A 23052-nucleotide genomic window follows, 5' to 3' on the forward strand; every position below is an offset into this window, starting at 1 on the left:
ATTTTTTATTACTGCTTTCTGGCTGCAGCCTATATTCTTTGAATATGGGCTGCGCAGTATTTTCAGACAGCAATAAGTAAACTTACAGCTTAAGCCAAAGAGAACGCAGGTATTTATTGATGAGCAATGTGACAGTAAGCATCATTATGGGATCACGGTCTGACTGGCCGACCATGGAGCTGGCAACTATACCCCTGAAGGAACTTGGGGTGGAGTTTGAAACTCAGGTTGTTTCTGCTCATCGTACACCAGACCGTCTGCATCAGTTTGCAAGCGAAGCGCATACTCGCGGTATTCAGGTCATTATTGCCGGTGCCGGCGGTGCTGCTCACCTTGCGGGTATGGCTGCTGCAATGACACATTTACCTGTTATTGCTGTACCGGTTGCCAGTAAATACATGAAAGGTATGGATAGCCTGATGTCTATGGTACAGATGCCTAAAGGCGTGGCTGTTGCCTGTCAGGCGATCGGTGAAGCTGGCGGTTATAACGCCGGTTTGATGGCTGCGCAGATGTTAGCTTTACAGGATGAAGCCCTGAGTGAGCGTTTGCAGGCATGGCGTAAGAATCAGACTGACAGTGTGCCACTGGAGGTGTGTTAATGCATATTGCAATAGTAGGCTGCGGACAGCTGGCGCGAATGATGGCGCTTGCTGGCTGGCCAATGGGGTATCGATTTACCTTTCTGGCCGGTGCCGGTGAGAATACCACCTGTGTGCAGGGGTTGGGTGATATTGTTGATCTAACCGACGATATGAAAGGTAATGCTCTTTTTAATGCATTGGGTGAGCCTGATGTAGTTACCGTTGAGCGTGAGCATGTAGATACGGTATTACTTAAAACGCTTGTACCTCACTGTGCTGTCTATCCTCAGCCAGAAGCGATCGAAGTCTGCCAGCATCGTGGTCGTGAGAAAACCTTCCTGAATAATCTGGGCATTCCGACAGCTAGTTTCCGGGTTGCTAATAGTACTGAAGAATTGCAGGCGGCCGTTGATGAGATGGGTGCTCCTGTACTGATCAAGTCATGCGAAGAAGGTTATGATGGTCGTGGCCAGTGGTTGATTGAAAATCCACAGCAATTAACTGATTTACTAAGCAGCGATACTGTTTTGCCGGAAGTTGTTGTTGAAGGTTTTGTGAAGTTTGAGCGTGAGGTGTCTCTGGTTGCAGCCCGTTCGCCGAACGGAGATATCAGCTGTTATCCGTTGGCAGAGAATCATCACAGCGGCGGTATTCTGCTGAGTTCTGTTGCGCCGGCTCCCGAGCTGACTGATGAAATGACTGCTCAGGCTAAAGAGATTGCTGATGCCGTTTTCAACGAACTAAATTATGTTGGCGTATTGGCAATTGAGTTGTTTGTGAGTGAAGGGAAGCTTATTGTTAATGAGTTAGCTCCACGGGTGCATAACAGTGGCCACTGGACTCAGATTGCCGGTATTTGCACACAGTTTGAAAATCATATGCGAGCGATTACTTCTGTTGGTTTGGGTACAACTGAGCCAGATGGTTATTCTGCGATGGTAAATCTTCTTGGCTGTGATCCTACCGATGAGATGGTGGATATGAGTAACGTACAACTACATAAGTACAATAAAACTCTGCGACCTAACCGTAAGGTTGGTCATCTGAACCTGCGTCACAACACTCTTAATGAGCTTCAGGTGCAGGTTGAGACTTTTAAACAGGAACTTTACGGTTAAGTACTTCTAACTATTTATTCGATAAGAGCCCGGTCGCTGATGTCAGCCACCGGGCTTTTTTATTGGAAGTGATTATTTAGCTATTAGGAATGAGTTTTAGACAGACAAAGTACTGGCTTAGTCAGGGAAGGTGTTGCTGTTAATGTGATGTTAAAGGCAAAACGCCTGCTTCATGGAAGGTTTAGCGAAGCAAGCGTGTGTGGAGAATTTCAGTTCTGAATGCTTTACTCAGTGTCCTGAGTGTCAGTTTTATTTTCCTCAGTTTTATTTTCCTCAGTTTCTTTTTCGGTTGGTTTTTCATCGTTTTGTCCATCGCAGGAACCGCAGCAGCTCATAGTTTTTCCTTTGTATTAATTCAACATTGTAGTGATGCTTCAATGTAACTTTCCGGTTATGAAATGCATTTGATATTCGTCAATCGAGCGTGTTTTGAGAGGCCATCTATATGATTGAACTACAACCCGGAATTGAACATTTAATTGGCCAGTCTTTAATAGGCATTTTATTGCGTTGAATTAACGTCGTTAGAAGGCGTAGTTCGCACCAAAGGTTTTCCCGATGAGTTTAAAATTTAAGCAGTCATGGCTTCGAGCGTTTTTTCTTTATGGTTACCGTAAAGTCATGATGACTTGAGAGTCTGGATGGGCTCAGAGTAAGTGAAGTTATGAGCTTCTGGCCTAATTTGAGGTTTTCGTCATCTGATAGTTTTTTCTATGGCGCTTAAGTATAGGCTGTTCTATCAGATAATAACTTATAGCAGCAAGCGCAATGCCAATCGATAGAGCTGTTATTAATGAGGTTTGCCAGCTGGCATCAAGGTTTCTCATAATATGTATTACAGGGTAGTGCCAAAGATAAAGTCCATAAGACATTTTCCCGAGCCACGCTAATATGCTGCTGCCCATCCATGTAGGGGCGGCGAGAATGATCATGGCAGCGCCGATTTCAGTGAGACTGAATCCGAATAATGTAGTTGATTCCATACGCCAGCGAAAATAAGCCATTGCCAAGCTGGTTAGCATAAAGCCAATAATAGTGACGAGTTTGTTCTTGATGGGGTTGATAGTAGTTAGCAATGCACCAAATATCAGGCCGCTGCAATGTGTGTCAGCTCTATCGTAAATATCACGCCAGTCTTGAAGCCAATAGTGTTCTTGCCATCTCCAGAGAGTCGCGGCAATCCACATGAAAGAAAGAGTGAGTCTAATATGTTCTTTAGGGAGTTTTAAGATCAAGGCTAAAATGAGGGGCCATAGTAAATAGAAGTGCATTTCTACTGAAAGGCTCCAGGTATGGCTTAGCACTTCAAGGGGAATATCAAAAGCCCGAGCGTAATCTGCCAGATAAAGACCCGATAAAACAATATCTTGGTAGTGTTGTGTAGTTTTATATTGTGGATACAGTATTGGTGCAAGAAGAGCATAAACTGTTATCAATAAAAGTAGAGCGGGATATAACCGCCACAATCGTCTTGTATAAAAGCGACAGTAGTTGATCTGATTTGTTTTCTGCCTTTCATCCACAAGGAGTTTTGTTATGAGGTATCCGGACAGGACGAAGAAAATATCTACGCCAAGAAAGCCGCCGCTAAGTTGAGGAACTTTAGCATGAAATGCTACAACCAAGATTGCGGCGATAGCACGCAAACCATCTAGCTTGGGATCGTAGTGCATGATGTAGTTAGCGAGTTCATGGAGGTCTTTCTATTCCTTAAGCTATTTCGTTTATCCTTAAATGTAGTGCCTTGCGGGTACTAAAACCAACTAACTACTTAGAAAGCAGTGGGTCTTCCGTGACTAGAGCTAGGAGCTGAATGGTCTTATCAGTAAAGAGTGAGTCGGATGCTCTAAAGAAAGTTTGTAGGGATAAAAATGGTGGGCGTTCCGGGACTCGAATCCATGACCTGTGCGGGTTTATAAAGAGTGAGTCGGATGCTCTAAAGAAAATCTGTAGGGATAAAAATGGTGGGCCTTCCGGGACTCGAACCCGTGACCTGTGCGGGTTTATAAAGAGTGAGTCGGATGCTTTAATAAAATCTGTGGGGTTAAAAATGGTGGGCCTTCCGGGACTCGAACCCAGGACCTGCCGATTATGAGTCGGATGCTCTAACCAACTGAGCTAAAGGCCCCCACAAGAGGGTGCCCATAATACCACAAGGTAAAATGGGCACAAGAGTTTGATTTAACTACTTTTAATGATCGTCCAGGAAACCGCGCAGATGATCAGAGCGGCTTGGGTGGCGCAGCTTACGAAGTGCTTTCGCTTCGATCTGACGAATACGCTCACGAGTTACATCAAACTGCTTACCTACTTCTTCCAGTGTGTGATCGGTATTCATGTTAATACCGAAACGCATACGAAGAACTTTGGCTTCACGAGCTGTCAGGCCGGCAAGAACTTCTTTAGTTGCTTCACGAAGACCTTCGCCTGTGGCTGAGTCTACCGGAGAGTCGATAGTTACATCTTCAATGAAATCACCCAGGCTCGAATCTTCATCGTCGCCAATTGGAGTTTCCATAGAGATAGGCTCTTTAGCAATCTTCAGAACTTTACGGATCTTATCTTCAGGCATATCCATACGTTCAGCCAGTTCTTCAGGTGTAGGTTCACGACCCATTTCCTGTAGCATCTGACGAGAGATACGGTTTAGCTTGTTGATAGTCTCGATCATATGAACAGGAATACGAATTGTACGTGCCTGGTCAGCGATAGAGCGGGTGATTGCTTGTCGAATCCACCATGTTGCATAAGTAGAGAATTTGTAACCGCGACGGTATTCAAATTTATCTACTGCCTTCATCAAACCGATGTTGCCTTCCTGGATCAGATCCAGGAATTGTAAGCCACGGTTGGTATACTTCTTGGCAATCGAAATTACCAGACGAAGGTTTGCTTCAACCATTTCTTTCTTAGCGCGACGAGCACGAGCTTCACCAATCGACATGCGACGGTTAACGTCTTTCATTTCGTTCAGCGTTAAGTGGAGCTCGCCTTCGATCTGAATCAGTTTCTTCTGAGCACGCTTAAGTTCGATTTCGTGACGCTTCAGAGCCGGCGCGAAAGCGTTATCTGAATTAATCAGGTTCTGAAGCCATTCTGGGTTGGTTTCATTGCCTGGGAATTCTTTTATAAACTGACGACGAGGCATCTTTGCACGCTGAGTGCAGATCTGCATGATCGCACGTTCCTGACGACGAATACGGTCTATTGCGCTGCGCACATTATCAACCAGCATGTCATAGTAACGAGGTGACAGTTTAATAGGCGAGAAAGCGTCGGTAAGCTCTTTAAAGGCTTTAGAAGCGGCTTTGCTGTCGCGCCCCTGGCTTTCTGCGGCTTTCAGATACGTAATGTAAGTGCTACGAACCAGGTCAAAGCGTCGTTTTGCTTCTTCAGGGTCTGGGCCGCGCTCTTTTTCTTCTTCGTCATCGTCATCGCTGTCAGCTGCTGGCTGAGGTGCCGCTGTCGGAATCTCGTTACCTTCATCAGGATCGATATAACCGCTGAAAATATCACTCAGTCGGCCTTCTTCTTCTAATGTGGCGTCGTAAGCACCGAGAATCGCTTCAACTGACCCAGGGAACGCAGCCAGGCCAGCCATAACTTCACGGAGGCCTTCTTCGATGCGCTTAGCGATTTCTATTTCGCCCTGGCGAGTCAGCAGTTCAACTGTACCCATTTCTCGCATATACATACGAACAGGGTCAGTGGTGCGGCCTGCATCGGATTCTACTGCAGCCAGTGCGGCAACTGCTTCGTCGTCTGCTTCTTCCGCGGAATCGCCTTCGGTCATCAGCAGGGTATCGGCATCTGGTGCTTCTTGAGATACTTTGATGCCCATGTCGTTGATCATGCGAATAATGTCTTCGACCTGATCCGGATCGGCAATATCTTCTGGCAGGTGGTCATTGACTTCGGCGTATGTAAGGTAGCCTTGCTCCTTACCGCGTGCGATCAGTTCCTTGAGGCGTGACTGCTGCTGGGAGGTGTCTGACATAAGTGCCCTTCATGATGATGACAGAGTGAAAAATTAGCCCGACATTATAGCGACAGACCGTTGTAAATACTACTGATAAGCACTGTTGGATCGTGCCAATGTGGTTAAAATGTTTACTCTTTTTGCTGTTTAATTCAGGCAACAGAAAGACTTTACCTGAGTTATTGATTAAGCATAGTAAATAGATGGGGGTAATGCCTAATACTTCAAGGGCTTAGCGGCTGGCTCTGCTGCTATGTTGTTGCAATAACAGTTGGTTCAGGCGCTTATTATCTTCAGGCGAGCGTTGATTGAGAGATTTTAGTTCATCTATCTGCTGATCAATACTGCGTTCCTGTAAACGCTGTAAGGAATCGCTCAAAACATTTTGTGCATTATCTGTGTTTTGAATCGGTTCCAGGTGGGATATCTCGTTGAGCGTACCAAGATAGCCTGCCAGATCCGTCTCGGACTCCCAGTCAACAAATAGCATGCCAAGTGTCGCATCAGGTGTCTGGCGCAAGTATTCGACAAGCTTGAAGAGTAGTTGCTCCGTTCGACTATTGCTGTTGGCCAGAAAACTGAGTTCACAGCCATTAGCCAGGTGCGGTGCATGTAACAAAATTGATATAGCGCTGCTTGCTGGTGTAATGCGTATATTCAGATCTTGTGGCGGCCTGAATTCAGGCTTTTCCTGGCGAAAGTTCTTGTTTTTAAACTTCCCCTTTCCTGATTTGCCCTTACGCTTGAAGCCATTGTTCTTCTGGCTGTTACCATCGCCATAGCCTGAGTAATCATTGTCGTAATAACCACCGCCCTGATCGTATTCTGGCTGTGGATAGTCGTCGTAGTCTGAAGCAGGTTCGTATTCAGTTGTCTGATATGTTGGCTGAGGTGATGCTTTCGTGGCTTCCTGGAGGTTGCTGATGCTGTTTAGCTGTTCAAAACTGAGACCCGTGAGCTCACTTATTTTATCTTGCATCATTTGCTGCAAAATACTTGGTTGCATCAGCTGAATCATGGGTAGTGCCTGATTACTAAAGCTGGCCCGGCCGTCGAGACTGTTAAGGTCTGCGTCTTCTCCAAGGGTGCGGAAGAAAAAGTCTGATAATGGCAGAGCTTCAGTCAGGCGTTTTTCAAATTTCTCAGTGCCTTCCTGGCGTACCAGGCTGTCCGGGTCTTCGCCTTCCGGCAGAAAGAGAAAGCGTGCCTGTTTGCCGTCAGAAATGACAGGTAAGGTGGTTTCTAATGCCCGGCTTGCTGCTTTTCGGCCAGCCTGATCGCCGTCAAAGCAGAAGATGACTTCATCGACCATTTTGAAAAGGCGTTCGAGGTGTTGTGCGGAAGTGGCTGTGCCAAGTGTAGCAACGGCATAGCTAATGCCATATTGAGCCAGCCCTACAACATCCATATAGCCTTCGACAATAATCAGTTTGTTGAGATGCTGATTGAATTTTCGGGCTTCATACAGGCCGTAAAGCTCGCGACCTTTATGGAAGGTCTCTGTTTCTGGGGAGTTAAGGTATTTAGGTTTTTCATCACCTAGTACACGTCCGCCGAAAGCGATAACTCTGCCGCGCATATCCTTGATTGGAAACATAATGCGATCACGGAAGCGGTCGTAATAGCGATCACTCTCTTCCTTGTGGATAAGCATTCCTGCCTGTTCAAGGCGAGGCTTGTCTGCTTCAGTCTGGCTTAGTTTTTTGAGGAGATTGTCCCAGCCAGGTGGTGCATAACCTATACCGAACAGGGCAGCAATTTTTCCGGTTAAACCGCGTCCTTTCAGGTACTCTACAGCTTTCGCTTTCTGACTGTGTTGCTTTAATTGTTCCTGATAAAAGCTGGAAGCTTCTTCTAGCAAGGCAAAGATATCTTTGCGACGTAATTCACGTTGATGGTCGACTCTGGACTCATCGCGCGGAACTTCAACGCCGGCCAGTTTGGCAAGCTCTTCCACAGCTTCAGGGAAGCTAAGCCTGTCATGCTCCATAATGAATCCCAAGGCGTTACCGCCAGCACCGCAGCCAAAACAGTAATAGAACTGTTTTTCGTTATTAACGGTGAAGGAAGGGGATTTTTCATTATGGAAAGGGCACAGGCCAGAATAATTTTTGCCGGTGCGTTTGAGTTTTACCCGCGACTCAACAATATCCAGCACGTTAATGCGGGCAAGCAGGTCATCAATAAAAGATTGCGGGATTTTTCCGGCCATAAGACATTCGCCTGGGTAACCAATTACCGGTTATGTTAGCGGTTAAGGAAATGCTTGTCAGTATGGCTGAGTTGCCAGTTGATACTGGCAATATATTCTCAGGATGTCAGACGGGTTTTAACCAGTTGACTAATGGGGCCCATATCGGCGCGGCCCTGTACCTGAGGTTTAACCAGTGCCATTACTTTACCCATATCTTGCATACTTTGTGCCTGGGAGTCAGTGACAGCCTGATCAATGATGCTGATAAGTTCAGCTTCTGAAAGTGCCTGAGGCAGAAACTCTTTGATAACAACGAGTTCCTGCTTCTCAATATCGGCCAAATCATTTCGGTCAGCCGCTTCAAACTGGCTGATCGAATCGCGACGCTGCTTTTGCATTTTATCCAGCGTGGCGAGAATACGGGTATCGTCAGGTGTAATCCGCTCATCAACTTCGATGCGCTTGATTTCGGCAAGAATCATTCGGATGGTTGTCAGGCGTTCTTTTGCCTTAGCACGCATTGCTGTTTTCATCTCATCACTGATGCGTTGCTTCAGGTCAGACATAGTAGCTCCGATAGAATTCTTTAGACTGTTCGATGGGATAATCAGGTCATTAGCAAATGCTCAGGACCTGATTTGATCAGTTAGTCGCCAGGCGACGAACCCGTCAATGATTAGTACAGACGTACGCGACGCTGGTTTTCGCGCTGAACTTTTTTCAGGTGGCGCTTTACAGCAGCAGCAGCCTTACGCTTACGAACGGAAGTTGGCTTCTCGTAAAATTCACGACGACGCACTTCAGCCAAAACACCTGCTTTTTCGCAAGAACGCTTGAAACGACGCAGAGCTACGTCAAATGGCTCGTTTTCTTTAACTTTAACTGCTGGCATATTTAATACCTTACCTTCCTTAAAAAATTTAATCTGATTAGTCTGAGTTTAGACTCAGCTGGCCAATAAGGGCGAACATTCTATTCTGATGCAATGGCACTGTAAAGGCTAAATGCGATGAAATCTTCTCTAAATTGAAGCATAATGGCGCCGCTTTTTCTGCCACTTGGGCAAAGTCCGCGGCATCTTACAGTAAAGTCCGCATAAGAGCAGGCTGAATTTGATATTTTTTAGTCTGAAAAGCATTTTTTTAGCATTTTTTAACTTGTGGAAGCCAGCATGCGTGTATTGGGTATTGAAACTTCATGTGATGAAACCGGCGTAGCGATCTACGACACCGATAAAGGTTTATTAGGTGATGCGTTATACAGTCAGGTGGCAATGCATGCTGAATATGGTGGTGTCGTACCTGAACTGGCTTCCCGTGATCACGTCAGAAAGTTATTACCACTAGTGCGTGAGACTCTGCAGCAGGCAGACACAACCCCACAGCAGTTAGATGCTGTTGCCTATACTGCCGGCCCCGGGCTTATTGGTGCGTTGATGGTAGGTGCTGCTACAGGCAGAGCTATGGCTCTGGGCTGGGGTATTCCGGCGCTTGGTGTGCATCATATGGAAGGGCATTTGTTAGCGCCAATGTTAGAAGATACGCCTCCGGCGTTTCCGTTTGTGGCGTTATTGGTGTCCGGAGGGCACACTCAGCTCGTTCGGGTTGATGCGATTGGTGAATATAGTTTACTGGGTGAGTCATTAGATGATGCAGCCGGAGAAGCTTTTGATAAAGCTGCCAAGATGCTTGGACTAGCATATCCAGGTGGCCCGGAGGTTGCGCGGATGGCTGAACTGGGTGATCGCAGCCGTTTTCGGTTTCCGCGCCCTATGACTGATCGTCCTGGTTTAGATATGAGCTTTAGTGGATTAAAAACCTTCACACTTAACACCAGTAACAAGCTGCGGGTAGAAGGTGAGTTGTCTGAGCAGGATAAATATGATGTAGCTGCAGCGTTCGAAGAGGCTGTTGTTGAGACGCTGGCGATCAAGTGTCGTAGGGCATTACAACAAACAGGCTTTAAGCAATTAGTGATTGCCGGCGGTGTCAGTGCAAATCAACGTTTGCGTCGTAAACTGGGTGATATGGTAGCGAAAGAAAAAGCTGAGCTTTTTTATGCCCGGCCACGCTTTTGTACCGATAACGGAGCAATGATTGCTTTTGCGGGTGCTCAGCGTTTATTGGCTGGCCAGAAGAGTGATCTGACAATTTTAGCGCAGCCACGTTGGCCGCTGGATACATTGCCAGGGCTTTAAAACAGGCTTCCAGTAGTTATTTATAAGCGCTTATTCTTTTGAGAAACTGGCTGATATTCTGATGATGACTGGCAAACAGGATGCAGGATATCAGTAAGCTTAGCGTTAGCCATTGAGGTACGAGTAGCCAGGTAAATAAAGGGGTTAGTAAGGCCATGCCCAGTGCTGCAAGTGCTGATATTTTTAGCAGCCAGATTAGCAGCAACCAGCATGTTACCTGGGCCAGACCCAGCTGCCAGTCCAGAGCCAGGCAGGCGCCCACGGTAGTCGCGACGCCTTTGCCGCCTTTAAACTGCAGAAACACCGACCATATATGACCGCTAAGTACAGCGAGTACAGCGAGTGCCAGCCATAAAGGGGCAATAGCATTATCTTGCAGTATGAATTGTGCAACGCAGATTGCGATGAGTCCTTTGCACATGTCACCTGCCAGAGTTATTACTGCGGCCGCTTTATTACCGACTCTTAATACATTAGTGGCGCCAGGATTACCGGAGCCTTTTTGACGGGGGTCGTTGATGTTCATATAACGGCAGACGATCACTGCCGTGGGAATGGAACCCAGCAAATAGGCGGCCAGCAAAATTGCTATGTTGATGGCTGTATCAGGGCTGTTCATGTTAGGAACCGATAGTCAGATCTAATCTTATATACCGCTAATTGTGTAAAGATACAAATGGGTAACGATTAGTTTTAGCTAAGTTTTCTGCTTTAAAGGTTTTTAAGTACAGGTTTTCCGTCGGCAATGAGGCGTTTTAAATAAAAAGCTGACGATGCCGGACCTGTAAAAAGTTACTTTGTTAATAAATAAATGCGTTTTGAATGTATAGGTTTAAGGCGGAAATAAGCAAGCTTCTGTCGGGCAGACGTAATAGACTGCCGGTATAACAGTATTGACATCCTGATGCGCTATGTTAAGTATCAGGTAATAGAATATGTGCTGCTTTGCAGTGCTTTTTAAATCGACTTATCAACAGGTTACAAAGTAGTAATGGATATTGTTTATATTAAACAGCTGGAAATTGAAACGGTTATTGGTATCTATGACTGGGAACGTGAAATTCGTCAGCGCGTAGTGCTGGATATTGAAATGGGATCTGACATCTTGGCAGCGGCTGCTAGCGAAAATATTGATAATACACTGTGTTATAAGACAATTTCAGAGCGTTTGATCGATTTTATTGCCAATAGCGAGTTTCAGCTGATTGAAACCATGGCTGAAGAAGTGACCAAAATTCTGATGAATGAGTTTGGTGTTCGCTGGGTTCGGCTGCAGTTAGGTAAGCCGGGAGCCGTTCCTGCGGCAGAAGATGTAGGCATTATCATTGAGCGTGGAGAACGTTTTTAATGGCAAAAGTATTCGTCAGTATCGGCAGTAATCAGGATCGTGAGCATAATATTTGCGGCGGGCTGGATGCATTAAACGCTACTTTCAGTGAACTGCGTTTGTCGCCGGTCTATGAAAGTGATGCTGTCGGTTTTGATGGTGCGCCGTTTTATAATCTCGTAGGTGAATTCTTAACTGAGCTTGAGCTGCCAGCGTTGAATGCTGTGCTTAAAGATATTGAAGATCAGCATGGACGTTGTCGTAAGAGTGACAGCCTGGGGCGTACACTGGATATCGATATTCTTACTTACGATAACCTGATAGGCGATTTTTCCGGTATTCAGCTGCCGCGTGCTGAAGTGTTGATTAATGCTTTTGTTTTAAGGCCTTTAGCTGAGTTGGCGACGAAAGCACGCCATCCTGAGTCCGGAGAGACTTATCAGGATTTATGGCGCGATTTTGATAAAGAAAAACAGCCGTTAGTCGCGATAGACTTTAGCTGGCAAGATCAAAAGATTTCAGTTGCAGAAATAACAGCTGACTGATTATCAGGGAATATTCCGTTTATTAAGGAGTGACGCTTTGGAACTGACAACTATCATTAGCATTGTTGTGACTGTAATTATCATAGGTTACATCATTGCTGTGTATAACAGTCTGGTGAGTCTGCGTAACCGGCATCAAAATGCTTTTTCACAAATTGATGTACAGTTAAAGCGTCGCTATGACCTGATACCTAATCTGGTTGAAACCGCTAAAGGTTATCTTAAACATGAGCGTGAGACGCTGGAAGCAGTTATCAGTGCCCGTAATCAGGCGCGAGCAGGCCTGGAGAGTGCTATGGCCAGTGCACAGAGCGCTGGAGCGCTTCAGCAGTTAGGTGTTGCTGAATCTGGTTTACAGGCGGCTATGGGCAAGTTTAATCTGGTTGTTGAGGATTACCCCGAATTGAAAGCTGATGCTCAGATGCAGCAGCTGAGTGAAGAATTAACCTCAACAGAAAATCGTGTTGCGTTTGCCCGTCAGGGATTTAACGATGCGGTTATTGAATATAATGAATATAAGCAAAGCTTTCCGCCGATTTTATTAGCCGGCGTTTTTGGACATAAAGCGGATGCCAGCCTGTTGGAAATGGCTGACAGAGAGCAAATCCAGCAAGCGCCATCGGTCAGTTTCTGATACTGATCTGAGATGAATTTTTATGAAGCGCAGGCACAAGCCAGTAAGCGAAGTTATTGGCTGATTTTCCTGTTTGCCTGCGTTACTTTCCTGTTAATCGGTTTAACTACTCTCTTTGTTATCACCTGGCTATGGTTTGATGACGGCGGTTATTACGACCCTCAAATTAACTTGTTAGATTCCTTTACTTATGAACGGCTGGGCTGGGTTGCCGGGGGGATTTGTGCAGGGTTATTGGTAACAGCTCTGTTGAAATGGCTGGAAGTTTCCAGGGGTGGCGCTGCTATTGCTGAATCTATGGGGGCTTCTCCTGTTTTAACCGAAACTGATAATTTACTGGAGCGGCGTTTGTTGAACGTTGTTGCTGAGATGTCGATAGCAGCGGGCGTGCCTGTGCCACCTGTATATATCATGCAGGAAGAGAGAGGTATTAATGCTTTTGCTGCCGGGTTAAAGATTACGGATGCTGTTATCTGTGTCAGCCAGGGGGCACTTGATCATTTGGACCGTGATGAATTACAGGGTGTGGTGGCCCATGAAATGAGCCATATATTCAATGGTGATATGCGCCTGAATATACGCTTGCTTGTTGTTCTGCATGGGCTGATGTGTATTGGTGAAATAGGCAGAGACCTGCTTTTTAGCCGTACCTCTGGCAGAAGTAAACCCATAGGCTTAGGGCTATTTTTGATAGGTTGGATAGGTACTTTGGGCGGCAGTCTGATTAAGTCTGCTGTGGGCCGTCAGCGAGAGTATTTAGCCGATGCTGCTGCTGTTAAGTTTACCCGTAATCCGGCCGGTATTGCCGGGGCATTAAAAGCGATAGGCAGTATTAAAGCCAGTAGCCGTATCAACAGTAGGGGTGGCCATGAAGCCAGTCATTTTTTCTTTGCCAGTATTGAAGGGCTTGCCGCGGTCTGGATGGCGACTCATCCACCGTTGAGGAAACGGATTCTGGCCATAGAGCCCGGTTGGGATGGGCGTTTCTCTGAAGTGCGCTGGCAACAGGCTGTGAGCGATGCGAATACGTATAAACAGGAAGAGTCATCTGGGGATGATCGTAAAGAGGCAAAGCTGGAGTTTGTTGCCAATCTTGTTTTTGGCGGGCCGCTATTTGGATTGGTAAGTATTGATGACATCGAATATGTCAGGGCAGAAGAGCTGCCTGAGGAGCTTTATGATAGCGCTCAGGATAGCGTTGCATGCCGAGCTATAATGTTGTCCTTGCTATTGTCTGCAGACAAGGCGCTTCGTAATAAGCAGTACCAGATGATTGTCAGTTGTGATTCTGTTTTAGCAGAGTTGGTGCGCGTACTTGAGAATAAGACCAAAGGGTTATCCCGCGGCGCTTATCTTCCCTGGGTGTTACTTGCAATGCCAGCATTAAAACAGCAGTCGGCTAAGCAATATCGGGTATATAAACGTTTGTTAATGCAGTTAATCCATGCGGATCAGAGAATTGATTTATTTGAATGGTGTTTATATAAATTACTGAGCCATTACTGCGATGGTCATTTTGGTATTGGCAGTCAAAGAAAGGCCGCTGTCTACTCTGTTGATGAGCGAATGCATGCTTTTCAGCGGGTTGCATCGATGCTTGTGTGGCATGGCAGAGATTCTTGCAGTACAGATGAAGAGCTGGCGCGGAACTTTAATCTGGCGACTAATACGGCAGGGTTTTATAACAGTGCTTTGCTAAGTCAGAAGCAGTGCGAAGAAGAACCGCTCAGTTTATTCAGTGAAGCAGTCGGTATATTGGCTGCGGCTGAGCCTTTGCTGAAAGCTCGCTACCTGAAAGGATTAGTTCGCTGCGCACAAAAGGATGGCCGGATATCTATTGTTGAACGAGAGCTGTTAACCGCTGTTGCTGCGGTGATGGAAAGTCCGCTGATAGGATTGGATGCTGATCTGTAACAGTCAAAACTAGGCGTCTGAATGGTGTCGGCAAACTTCCAGTTGTCTGGCTCTTATTGCTTCGCCTAAAGCTTTGCCTTTAAAACCTTCAGCCATTATTTTTTTGGGTTTAATGCTTGCCAACTGTGTTAATAATTCAGGGAGTTTTTGGTCGGCGATCAATTCCGGTGCCGCGTTAAGAATCCTGCACGCTTCAAAAATCGCTGAGAGCTTTTCAGGCCTTCTCATCAGGTCAAGATCCAGAATTAATTGCAGTTTCTGTTGTGCGGACAGTTGCGGATAACTAATGATATCTGCTGCTCCACGGAATACCTGCAAGGCTAAATCCCTGAATGTGTTCGGCAGTCTCTGACGTATACTAAAGGCTTTTATTGATTCGGCACTACCAGCACACTTAAGTAATAGTAATGCGCAGCGAACTTCAGCTGAAGCGTTAGCGTTTAACAGTGTTAACTGTGCAGGTTGAATGTTTAATTCGGGGAAAAGCTTACTGTTAGCGTGACTGTCTTCAAGTACCTGAATAAAGGTTTGTGGCGTTTGTTCACCCAGGGCCCGTTGCATTTCCTGCCAGACTCTTTCAGGGGTGAGAAAGCTGAGTTCATCGCTGTTTGCCAGCTGTTGCATCAGGGTCAGTGTTTCAGGTGCAAGTGTAAAGCCCAGGTGCGCGTAACGGGCCGCAAATCGTGCAACGCGTAAGACTCTGAGTGGGTCTTCAGCGAAAGCGGGGGATACGTGACGCAGAATGCGCTGCTGTAAATCCTGCTGGCCATGAAAAGGATCGATGATCTTGCCGTTAGAGTCTTCGGCCATGGCATTAATGGTTAAGTCTCGTCGCAGTAAATCTTCTTCTAGTGTGACATCCTTGCTGGCGTGGTATTGAAAGCCTGTATAACCTTTGCCTGACTTTCGTTCTGTACGCGCCAGGGCGTATTCTTCACCGGTGTCCTTGTGGATAAATACCGGAAAGTCCTGACCTACCTGGCTAAAGCCTTTTTGTAGCATGATGTCTGCAGATGCACCCACAACGACCCAGTCACGATCGTAAATCGGGTAACCAAGGAGTTTATCGCGGACGGCGCCACCTACCAGATAGATTTGCATGCTTATGTTTGCGGTGCGCTGCACATTTCCGGTTTGTTAGCCTGCCAGAGCTGATAGCCGCCATCCAGGCTGTATACCTGATCAAAACCCTGAGTAATGAGTAATTGTGCTGCAGACTGGCTGCTGTGGCCATGGTAACAGCAGACAATGACCGGCTGGTCCATATCCGCTTCAGCAATAAAGCTGTGTAGGTTTTCGTTGCTAAGGCGGCTGGCGTTCTGAATGTGTCCTGCTTCAAAGCTTTGCGGGTCACGAATGTCGACAATCGTTGCGCCGTCTTCAATCAGGGCAACGGCCTGTTCAATATTGATACACTGATAGGTGTCCATAGATTTACTCCTGTTGTTTCCGGCTTGGAACGCAGAATAGTTGCTGGTCTTCCAAACGCATAGCTGTAAGGGTATTACCCCAGACGCAACCTGTATCGAGTGCAAATACGTTGTGATGGTCAGCTTTGCCTTCTAGTGCTGCCCAGTGACCAAATATGATACGGTGCTTGTCTATGGTTTTACCCGGATGTTCAAACCAGGGTAGAAAACCTTCAGGCTGACAGCTAAGAGAACCTTTGGCTATGAAGTCGAGCTTGCCTTTATCACTGCAAAACCGCATTCGCGTAAAGTAGTTAGTAATCATACGAATGCGTTCCCAACCCTGGATTGATTTTTTCCAGCGGTCGGGTTTGTTGCCATACATATTACGGAAGAACTCGATAGCCAGGGTGCTCTTCAGTATCTGCTCAACTTCAAGAGCGTAGCTTCGGGCCTTTTTTAACGACCAGTTAGGTGGAATTCCCGCGTGGACCATTGTGTATTCCAGTTCAGCATCATGGATTAACAGAGGCTGTTGGCGTAGCCAGTCCATTAGTTCATTACGGTCTGGTGCATTGAGTATTTCATCAAAGGTATCGCTACGGCGCTGCGTAGTCGTGCCATAGTGGATCGCTAATAAATGCAGGTCATGATTGCCGAGTACAATCTTAGCTCTGTTACCAAGTGTTTTAAGAAAACGTAATGTTTCTAGTGACTTAGGGCCACGGTTTACTAAGTCACCGGCGATCCATAACTGATCATCATTGCCGAAGTTAATGACTTCTAACAGTTCCGTCAGTTCATCGAAACAGCCCTGGATATCACCAATTGCGTAGTTGGTCATAGCAGTACTTATCAGTGGAGAGCGTTTGGCTGTGCCAGAGTGAAGGGCGCAATTTCGGCATTAAACGTCTGACCGTCTTCTGCCTTCATTTCATAATGCCCCTGCATGCTGCCAACGTTAGTCGCTAATACTGTGCCGCTGGTATAACTGTAGCTTTCAGTTGGATCAATGACTGGCTGTTCACCGACAACACCTTCGCCTTTAACTTCCTGAACCTGTTCGTCCCCGTCAACAATTAACCAGCGGCGATTAAGCAGCTGAACCGGCTGAGTCGCATGGTTGGTGATTGTAATATGGTAGGAAAAGACAAAGCGCTTTTTATCAGGATCAGATTGCTCCGGAAGATAAGATGTCTCAACGTTGATAGCGATACTTTCTTGTTCTAATGCGGCAATCATCTGCTTAATCGCTCTGTTTTGTGCTGATGAAATCACTGATGCGGATAAAATCCTGCAAGCTGAGACGTTCAGGGCGAAGGCCCGGATCGATATCGAGAGCTTGAATATCATCGGCGCTGATCAGCGGTTTCAGATTATTTCGTAAGGTTTTGCGGCGCTGACCAAAAGCGGTTCTGACGACCACTTCCAGTTTACCAATATCCTGTACCGGGTGTGGGACTTTTTTGTATGGTACAAGTCTGACAATCGCCGAGTCTACTTTAGGTGCTGGGTCGAAAGCTTCCGGTGGCACGATGAACAGGGGTTCAACGTGGCAATAGTATTGCGCCATAATACCCAGGCGGCCATAGGCACTGTCACCTGGTTTAGCTGCTAAACGGTCTACTACCTCTTTCTGTAACATAAAATGCATGTCTTCGATTTGCTCGGCATATGTCAGCAAGTGGAAGATCAGTGGTGTAGATATGTTGTATGGCAGGTTACCAACAACACGTAGTTGTTGTGGTGCCTGGTATAACGAGGCGAAATCAAACTTCAGTGCATCGGCTTCGTGAATGTTGAACTTGTCTGCATAACTGAAGAATTTAGTACGCAAAACAGGAATCAGATCCCGGTCTAGCTCAACAACATTCAGTTGCTGACATTCTGGCAGTAATTCTTCAGTAATTGCACCAAGCCCAGGTCCAATCTCTACCAGATGCTGGTTTTCCTGCGGAGCAATGGAGCGAATGATCCGGCGTATTATGCCCTGATCCTGCAGGAAATTCTGACCAAAGCGTTTACGGGCTTTATGGCCGACAGGTTTCTTACTCATGAATTACTTTCCGTTGGATATATCTGTGAATCGCTGAACGCTTTGTTCAGCGATTCTGATTACTATGGCTGGCCATTTCTGCGGCGCAGTCGATCGCTGTAAGTAAGCTACCAGTATCAGCTTTACCGCTACCGGCAAGGTCTAAAGCAGTGCCATGGTCGACAGATGTACGAATAATCGGTAGGCCCAGTGTGATATTTACGGCGTTGCCAAAGCCTTTGTATTTTAGAACAGGTAACCCCTGATCGTGATACATAGCGAGCACTGCATCTGTGTTTTGCAGATATTTGTCCGTGAACAATGTATCTGCAGGTAGTGGACCGGTAAGGTTTATACCTTGTGCACGTAACTCGTCCAGGGCTGGTTCTATTATATCTATCTCTTCCCGGCCCATGTGGCCACCTTCACCTGCGTGGGGGTTTAATCCGGCAACAAGAATGCGGGGGTGTGATAAACCAAAGCGTTGTTGCAAATCCTGATGCAACACTTGAATAACTTCATGCAATAAAGGTGCTGTAATAGCGCCAGGGACATCAACTAATGGTAAGTGAGTAGTAGCCAGCGCGACTCTTAGCCCTTCAGTGGCAAGCATCATAACAACTTTGTCGCTGCCAGTCAGTGCTTCTAAAAACTCAGTGTGGCCGCTAAAGGGAATACCTGCATCGTTGATAATCCCTTTATGAACAGGAGCCGTGATAATCGCATCGAACTCTTTGCTCAGGCAGCCTTTGGTTGCATGAGTTAGGGTAGCTAAAACGTATTCAGCGTTTTGCTTATTTAACTGGCCAGGCTGTACCTCAGTCATACAGTTAACAGGGTCTACCCATAAGCATCCAGCTGGTGTGCTTCGAGCTTCTTCAGTGTCGTTGTATAGACGTATTTCCAGAGGTAAATTGAGTAGCTTTGCACGCTCAGCAAGTATCTGAGGATCAGCGATAGCAATTAACTGGTGCTGGTGGCCTTGCTGAGCTATCTGAATACATAAATCCGGGCCGATACCTGAAGGTTCGCCCGGAGTCAGTGCTAGCTTGAACGTTGGTAACAGCATTACTTCAGCTCAATATAAGCTCTGGCACGTATTTCCCGTAACCAGTTTTGTAATTCTTCGTTGTACTTACGTTCACGAATACTGGCGCGGGCCTGATTAACCAGCATTTCTTCGCCAATATCTTGTTCGCGACGATCGGTTACTTCAAGAATGTGCCAACCAAAGCGGGTTTCAAATGGAATGCTCACTTCACCAACTGGTGTCTTCTGCATGGCCTGTTCGAACTCAGGTACCATCTGTCCTGACTGGGTCCAGCCCAGATCTCCGCCTTCAGTCCCGCTACCCGGATCATCACTATATTCTTTAGCCAGCTCCGCGAATGGCTCGCCTAACGCCAGACGGTTATACAGAGATTTTATTTCCCGTAATGTTTGAGCTTTAGAGCGAATTTCGGTTGGTTTAAGCAGAATGTGACGCACTTGAGTCTGCTCAACCATCTGCACGTTACCTTGCTGGGTATCGTTCACTTTTAGAATGTGGAAGCCGCCAGGAGTTCGAATAGGTGTAGTTACCTGGCCTTTATTTAGTAGCTGGATAGCCTGGGCAAATGCGGGAGGCAGTTCAGCCGCTTTTTTCCAACCTAACTGGCCGCCTTTCAGGGCATTGTTGCCGGCAGAGCGAGTCAGAGCTAAATCCGCAAAGTCTGCACCGTTTTGTAATTCAGTACTGATTTCGGTGGCGGTTTTTTCAGCTTGCTGAATACTCGCAGCGTCAGCCTGCGGTGGAATAGCTACCAGAATATGGCTCAAATTATATCTTTGTGAAGCGGCCTGTTTGCCCTGATCTGAAGACAGAAAGTTATCGACTTCTTGTTGAGATACGTTAATTCGGCTGTTAACCAACTGACGTTGCGTCTCAGTGATAAGTAGTTCCTGACGAATCTGATTACGTACTTTTGCGTAGTCCTGACCTTCAGCTATGAGGGTTTCGCGAAACTGTGCCAAACTCAGACCAGATTGACCGGCAATGCGGTTTAGTGCCGCGTTAAGCTCATTATCACTGACCCGAATGCCGCGTTCGTCGGCTAACTGCATCTGTACATGGTCTATGATCAGGCGGTTAAGTACTTGCTTGCGTAATGCTTCAGCAGGAGGTTGGGCGGAATTGTTACGGGCCAGACGTCTCAGGATTATGTTTTCACGGGCTGTTAGCTCGCTTTGCATGATGATGTCGTCATTGACGATAGCAATGACTCGGTCCAGAGAGGTGGCTGCAAAGGCGGAAACTGATGCGCTAAGCGCAATAGCTGCCAGTGCTGGCTTGATGAGCTTAGCCCTCAAAGGGCCCATATACTTAATAGTCATTTTGTTTTTCACGTTCTTCAAAACCGGTAATGTTATTGAATAAGCCACTGCCACCTTGGCCGAAAGCGCCTAACCCTTTAAGAACAAACTGCAAATAGATACCGCTGTCGCGTTGAGTACTGCCGCTGGGTAAATACTCTCTGGCTGCAATGCGCACTTTCCAACAGCAGTCGGAGTATTCAGCACCTAAGAGTGCCTCAGGGGTCGTTTTGTTCCGAATGTCTTCTTGCCAGCGTCCTAAAACACTCCAGTGTTTAGCGACCGGCCAGATAAATGACAGATCTGCCTGCTCCCGTGTGTCTTCTCTTTCGCGGAAGTTCAGGCTGATAACTTTATTAATGCTTGGAGAGTAACTGAATTTAAGATTATTTTCGATTAAACGGTAGTCACTGGCGTCCAGTTCACTGTCATTGCTGATACGAAAAGCATCTGTGACATTCCAGCTGGCTTCGACAGCAAGATTGGAACGATTACTGGTTGATGGAGCAGTGGTGCTAGCCAGTTGTACTTTTCGGTCTGCAAAGTAATGTGCCTGTGCGATGCCCATTCGGGCTACTTCACTGCCGTTAGCCCGATAAAATCCTGAGCTGAGGCCCAGAGTTGCCTGTTGAGCGTCGCCAATTTTGTCATAGCCACTGAAGCGGTTTTCCCTGAACAGCGAGCTGTAAGTGAAGCTGTATTCTGAGGTATCAAAATTTGGAATAGCGTCCTGGTTCTCTTCAGGTACGTAAAGAGCGAACAGGCGTGGTTCCAGAGTCTGGATCATGCCTGCGTCATTGACTGTTCGCTCGAAGCTCAGACCACTGTCGACACTAAACACGCCGACTGTGCGGTTGACGCTGCTAGGCTGCCCGTTTACCTGGTCATCCAGGCTGTACTGGGAAGCCCAGAGAGTTGCTTTGGGCGTGACGTGCGCCCATGGCCAGCGGAACGGCAAGCTGATAGAAGGCTGCAAATGCGCGCGCTGGCCGTTTACCCGGTTAATACCAGTAAGGTTGGCATTGTCGCGCTCAAACGATGTGAAATCAGCAAGATAGCTGAGTTCTGTATCTGTATTTTCAATCAAGTCATACTGGCTACCACTTAAAGTAACTTGTGGTAGTTTCCTGTAAGGACGGGTTGCCGTAGTTATGGTCTGGTAAGAATGTGCTCTGGCTGTAAGTGTCCAATTGTTTTGAGAATAGCTCGCTTCTGCTAACTGATCGAGGTGATCCTGACGATTTACAGTCAGTCCGGTATTCAAGTCGTTGAAGTAATTGTTATCACTGACGCGTGTGTAATCAACATTGGAGCGCCAACCGTTGAAGTTACCTCGGTGCTGTGCATCAACTAACCAACGGTCCCGGTTAGCTTTGCGGTCATCTGCAAGGAAAGCTGTACTCAATACGTTATGGCTGTAGGCATTCATATATCGCAGTTCATTATCTAATGACAGGCCTCGGCTGCTGTATAGATGAGGTGTCAAAGTATCGTCAATGTTGGGAGCGATATTGAAATAGTAGGGCGTTGCCAGTTCTAAGCCGTCCCCATCGGAATACCCTATAGTTGGATACAAGAATCCGGAACGGCGTTTGTCATCGATAGGAAACGTGAAATACGGATAGTAAAAAACCGGGACGTCACCTATACGAAGCGTAGCATGCTTAGCGGTGCCGAAGCCTTCTTCCGGGTTCAGAATCACTTCGTCAGCATTGATTTTCCAGCTTTCATCACCCGGAGGGCATTTAGTATACGAGGTGTCCTGAAGATCGATACGTGTGTCAGGTAAACGGGTAATACTTACTGCGGTTCCACGAATATGTTGCTGATGCATGACATACTGAGCGGCTTCGAAGCGGGTTTCTTTCGTAGACATATTGGCTTGAGCGTTATCACTAACAATTAATAGTCCCGGTTCTCGGTAGACAACATTACCTTGTAATGTAGCCAGATTATTTGCTTCGTATAATGTGGCCCTATCACTGTGGATACTCCGGTTACCTTGCTGTACGTGGATATCACCTAATAAAGTTGAAACTTCGCCAATCTTTGTTTGTGACTGGTCTGCGTTAATGGTGATTTCTTCTTTACCAGCGATTACCTGTGGATATTCAGGTTCTATGTAGCGACCACACTGGCCACCTTCTCCTTTTTGCCAGTCCAGGTCTTGTGCTGCAATGTACTGGTTAGAGTGAGTAACACTGCTTGTTTGGACGTTATTAGCTGCATTTTGACCGGTAGAATTTGGTTGGCTTACTTGTGCTGTTTGTCCGGAGTTTTGGGAATTTGGTTCTGCACATTGCCATTCACCGTTTGCCAGGCCTGTACATTGCCATGCATTGTTCGATGTCGTTTTAACAACATTAGTGGTTATTGGGGCAGTAGAGCTAGCCGGAGAAACATTAATACTTTCTTTGCTGTCAGCGGATGCTGAGGTGTTTAATGGTCGGCTTGGAACGTTAACAGCAGGAGTGTCAGCTGCTACAGGAGTGTCTGAGCCGGTACATTGCCATTCACCGTTTGCTAAAGTCTGACATTGCCAGGAGTCGGCCGGGGCTGCATAAAGGGAAGGCGACACAACGGCAGCAACTGCCAATGTGAGTAAATATGAAGATTGTCTTTTAAAGGGCATCCAGCTTATCCATTCTACAGCGGAAGTATGTGCTTCGATTTTGTTTATCGCCAAACCGTTATTTCGAGTAATATACGCACTAAAGCGCTGAATGATAAAACATTACGGCGCATCTATGCTAGAGGATTAAAG

At 46.6% G+C, this 23052-nt stretch carries 21 protein-coding genes and 1 tRNA gene; 7 read left to right on the top strand and 15 right to left on the bottom strand.

The window, feature by feature from the left end; all coding sequences use genetic code 11:
• Positions 1–119 precede the first annotated feature (119 nt).
• Together purE and OCU49_RS04395 are read left to right on the top strand one after the other, a co-directional pair.
• On the top strand, positions 120–602 hold the full coding sequence (purE, locus tag OCU49_RS04390) for a 5-(carboxyamino)imidazole ribonucleotide mutase (protein WP_261843770.1): 483 nt from the start codon (positions 120–122) through the stop codon (positions 600–602).
• Positions 602–1702 (top strand): 5-(carboxyamino)imidazole ribonucleotide synthase, encoded by a 1101-nt coding sequence (locus OCU49_RS04395; protein WP_261843771.1) that lies wholly within the window; start codon positions 602–604, stop codon positions 1700–1702. Before purE ends, OCU49_RS04395 begins: the two co-directional genes overlap by 1 nt.
• Positions 1703–2379: 677 nt before the next feature.
• Here the strand turns inward: OCU49_RS04395 and OCU49_RS04400 are convergent.
• The 6 genes from OCU49_RS04400 to rpsU all read right to left on the bottom strand — a co-directional run bounded on the left by OCU49_RS04400 (position 2380) and on the right by rpsU (position 8767).
• Complete coding sequence (locus tag OCU49_RS04400) at positions 2380–3375, bottom strand: acyltransferase family protein (protein ID WP_261843772.1); 996 nt, start codon at positions 3373–3375, stop codon at positions 2380–2382.
• Positions 3376–3753: 378 nt separating this feature from the next.
• Positions 3754–3830: transfer RNA gene (locus OCU49_RS04405), tRNA-Ile, on the bottom strand.
• A gap of 63 nt (positions 3831–3893) precedes the next feature.
• Positions 3894–5699, bottom strand: a complete 1806-nt coding sequence (gene rpoD, locus OCU49_RS04410) for an RNA polymerase sigma factor RpoD (RefSeq protein WP_261843773.1) — start codon at positions 5697–5699, stop codon at positions 3894–3896.
• A gap of 214 nt (positions 5700–5913) precedes the next feature.
• On the bottom strand, positions 5914–7893 hold the full coding sequence (gene dnaG / locus OCU49_RS04415; protein WP_261843774.1) for a DNA primase: 1980 nt from the start codon (positions 7891–7893) through the stop codon (positions 5914–5916).
• A 98-nt stretch (positions 7894–7991) separates the two neighbouring features.
• Entirely contained in the window at positions 7992–8441 is a 450-nt protein-coding gene (locus tag OCU49_RS04420) for a GatB/YqeY domain-containing protein (protein WP_261843775.1), read from the bottom strand.
• A gap of 110 nt (positions 8442–8551) precedes the next feature.
• Complete coding sequence (rpsU, locus tag OCU49_RS04425) at positions 8552–8767, bottom strand: 30S ribosomal protein S21 (protein WP_124926012.1); 216 nt, start codon at positions 8765–8767, stop codon at positions 8552–8554.
• 279 nt (positions 8768–9046) lie between these two features.
• On the opposite strand from rpsU, the gene tsaD reads away from it, so the two are divergent.
• On the top strand, positions 9047–10072 hold the full coding sequence (gene tsaD, locus OCU49_RS04430; RefSeq protein WP_261843776.1) for a tRNA (adenosine(37)-N6)-threonylcarbamoyltransferase complex transferase subunit TsaD: 1026 nt from the start codon (positions 9047–9049) through the stop codon (positions 10070–10072).
• A gap of 16 nt (positions 10073–10088) precedes the next feature.
• Here the strand turns inward: tsaD and plsY are convergent, their stop codons facing one another.
• Complete coding sequence (gene plsY / locus OCU49_RS04435) at positions 10089–10691, bottom strand: glycerol-3-phosphate 1-O-acyltransferase PlsY (protein ID WP_261843777.1); 603 nt, start codon at positions 10689–10691, stop codon at positions 10089–10091.
• A gap of 372 nt (positions 10692–11063) precedes the next feature.
• Between plsY and folB the strand changes: the two genes are divergently transcribed.
• Genes folB through OCU49_RS04455 form a run of 4 tightly spaced genes read left to right on the top strand, consistent with a single transcriptional unit; the run spans position 11064 to position 14492 of the window.
• Complete coding sequence (gene folB / locus OCU49_RS04440; RefSeq protein ID WP_261843778.1) at positions 11064–11420, top strand: dihydroneopterin aldolase; 357 nt, start codon at positions 11064–11066, stop codon at positions 11418–11420.
• Complete coding sequence (gene folK, locus OCU49_RS04445) at positions 11420–11944, top strand: 2-amino-4-hydroxy-6-hydroxymethyldihydropteridine diphosphokinase (protein WP_261843779.1); 525 nt, start codon at positions 11420–11422, stop codon at positions 11942–11944. Before folB ends, folK begins: the two co-directional genes overlap by 1 nt.
• A gap of 37 nt (positions 11945–11981) precedes the next feature.
• Complete coding sequence (locus OCU49_RS04450) at positions 11982–12578, top strand: LemA family protein (protein ID WP_261843780.1); 597 nt, start codon at positions 11982–11984, stop codon at positions 12576–12578.
• Between the two features lie 12 nt (positions 12579–12590).
• The gene (locus OCU49_RS04455) at positions 12591–14492 is read left to right on the top strand and encodes a M48 family metallopeptidase (protein ID WP_261843781.1); all 1902 of its coding nucleotides are present in this window, start codon (positions 12591–12593) and stop codon (positions 14490–14492) included.
• 9 nt (positions 14493–14501) lie between these two features.
• Here OCU49_RS04455 and OCU49_RS23695 read toward each other — a convergent pair whose 3' ends face one another.
• From OCU49_RS23695 to OCU49_RS04495, 8 genes are read right to left on the bottom strand one after another with little or no spacing between them, the layout of a single operon-like run.
• On the bottom strand, positions 14502–15593 hold the full coding sequence (locus OCU49_RS23695; RefSeq protein WP_272885322.1) for a tRNA nucleotidyltransferase/poly(A) polymerase-related protein: 1092 nt from the start codon (positions 15591–15593) through the stop codon (positions 14502–14504).
• Positions 15594–15595: 2 nt separating this feature from the next.
• Complete coding sequence (gene glpE / locus OCU49_RS04465; RefSeq protein ID WP_261843782.1) at positions 15596–15922, bottom strand: thiosulfate sulfurtransferase GlpE; 327 nt, start codon at positions 15920–15922, stop codon at positions 15596–15598.
• 4 nt (positions 15923–15926) lie between these two features.
• The gene (locus tag OCU49_RS04470) at positions 15927–16745 is read right to left on the bottom strand and encodes a symmetrical bis(5'-nucleosyl)-tetraphosphatase (protein WP_261843783.1); all 819 of its coding nucleotides are present in this window, start codon (positions 16743–16745) and stop codon (positions 15927–15929) included.
• 11 nt (positions 16746–16756) lie between these two features.
• Positions 16757–17143, bottom strand: a complete 387-nt coding sequence (gene apaG, locus OCU49_RS04475) for a Co2+/Mg2+ efflux facilitator ApaG/CorD (RefSeq protein WP_261843784.1) — start codon at positions 17141–17143, stop codon at positions 16757–16759.
• Positions 17144–17147: 4 nt separating this feature from the next.
• Positions 17148–17957: a 16S rRNA (adenine(1518)-N(6)/adenine(1519)-N(6))-dimethyltransferase RsmA gene (gene rsmA, locus OCU49_RS04480; RefSeq protein WP_261843785.1), complete on the bottom strand. Its 810-nt coding sequence runs from the start codon at positions 17955–17957 to the stop codon at positions 17148–17150.
• Between the two features lie 46 nt (positions 17958–18003).
• Positions 18004–19005 carry a 4-hydroxythreonine-4-phosphate dehydrogenase PdxA gene (gene pdxA, locus OCU49_RS04485; protein ID WP_376787891.1) on the bottom strand — a complete coding sequence of 334 codons (1002 nt, stop codon included), beginning with the start codon at positions 19003–19005 and terminating at the stop codon, positions 18004–18006.
• On the bottom strand, positions 19005–20309 hold the full coding sequence (locus OCU49_RS04490; RefSeq protein WP_261843786.1) for a peptidylprolyl isomerase: 1305 nt from the start codon (positions 20307–20309) through the stop codon (positions 19005–19007). Before OCU49_RS04490 ends, pdxA begins: the two co-directional genes overlap by 1 nt.
• Entirely contained in the window at positions 20299–22920 is a 2622-nt protein-coding gene (locus tag OCU49_RS04495; protein ID WP_261843787.1) for an LPS-assembly protein LptD, read from the bottom strand. The genes OCU49_RS04490 and OCU49_RS04495 overlap by 11 nt, the downstream gene beginning before the upstream one ends.
• Between the last annotated feature and the right edge of the window lie 132 nt (positions 22921–23052).

It is taken from the genome of Aliamphritea ceti, assembly GCF_024347215.1.
GTDB classification, from domain to species: Bacteria; Pseudomonadota; Gammaproteobacteria; order Pseudomonadales; family Balneatricaceae; genus Amphritea; species Amphritea ceti.

Excerpts from the sequence above, each read along its gene's own strand:
- purE (WP_261843770.1), top strand. The coding sequence starts at position 120 with ATGAGCAATGTGACAGTAAGCATCATTATGGGATCACGGTCTGACTGG.
- OCU49_RS04395 (WP_261843771.1), top strand. The coding sequence starts at position 602 with ATGCATATTGCAATAGTAGGCTGCGGACAGCTGGCGCGAATGATGGCG.
- OCU49_RS04400 (WP_261843772.1), bottom strand. The coding sequence starts at position 3,375 with ATGCACTACGATCCCAAGCTAGATGGTTTGCGTGCTATCGCCGCAATC.
- rpoD (WP_261843773.1), bottom strand. The coding sequence starts at position 5,699 with ATGTCAGACACCTCCCAGCAGCAGTCACGCCTCAAGGAACTGATCGCA.
- dnaG (WP_261843774.1), bottom strand. The coding sequence starts at position 7,893 with ATGGCCGGAAAAATCCCGCAATCTTTTATTGATGACCTGCTTGCCCGC.
- OCU49_RS04420 (WP_261843775.1), bottom strand. The coding sequence starts at position 8,441 with ATGTCTGACCTGAAGCAACGCATCAGTGATGAGATGAAAACAGCAATG.
- rpsU (WP_124926012.1), bottom strand. The coding sequence starts at position 8,767 with ATGCCAGCAGTTAAAGTTAAAGAAAACGAGCCATTTGACGTAGCTCTG.
- tsaD (WP_261843776.1), top strand. The coding sequence starts at position 9,047 with ATGCGTGTATTGGGTATTGAAACTTCATGTGATGAAACCGGCGTAGCG.
- plsY (WP_261843777.1), bottom strand. The coding sequence starts at position 10,691 with ATGAACAGCCCTGATACAGCCATCAACATAGCAATTTTGCTGGCCGCC.
- folB (WP_261843778.1), top strand. The coding sequence starts at position 11,064 with ATGGATATTGTTTATATTAAACAGCTGGAAATTGAAACGGTTATTGGT.
- folK (WP_261843779.1), top strand. The coding sequence starts at position 11,420 with ATGGCAAAAGTATTCGTCAGTATCGGCAGTAATCAGGATCGTGAGCAT.
- OCU49_RS04455 (WP_261843781.1), top strand. The coding sequence starts at position 12,591 with ATGAATTTTTATGAAGCGCAGGCACAAGCCAGTAAGCGAAGTTATTGG.
- OCU49_RS23695 (WP_272885322.1), bottom strand. The coding sequence starts at position 15,593 with ATGCAAATCTATCTGGTAGGTGGCGCCGTCCGCGATAAACTCCTTGGT.
- glpE (WP_261843782.1), bottom strand. The coding sequence starts at position 15,922 with ATGGACACCTATCAGTGTATCAATATTGAACAGGCCGTTGCCCTGATT.
- OCU49_RS04470 (WP_261843783.1), bottom strand. The coding sequence starts at position 16,745 with ATGACCAACTACGCAATTGGTGATATCCAGGGCTGTTTCGATGAACTG.
- apaG (WP_261843784.1), bottom strand. The coding sequence starts at position 17,143 with ATGATTGCCGCATTAGAACAAGAAAGTATCGCTATCAACGTTGAGACA.
- rsmA (WP_261843785.1), bottom strand. The coding sequence starts at position 17,957 with ATGAGTAAGAAACCTGTCGGCCATAAAGCCCGTAAACGCTTTGGTCAG.
- pdxA (WP_376787891.1), bottom strand. The coding sequence starts at position 19,005 with ATGCTGTTACCAACGTTCAAGCTAGCACTGACTCCGGGCGAACCTTCA.
- OCU49_RS04490 (WP_261843786.1), bottom strand. The coding sequence starts at position 20,309 with ATGACTATTAAGTATATGGGCCCTTTGAGGGCTAAGCTCATCAAGCCA.
- OCU49_RS04495 (WP_261843787.1), bottom strand. The coding sequence starts at position 22,920 with ATGCCCTTTAAAAGACAATCTTCATATTTACTCACATTGGCAGTTGCT.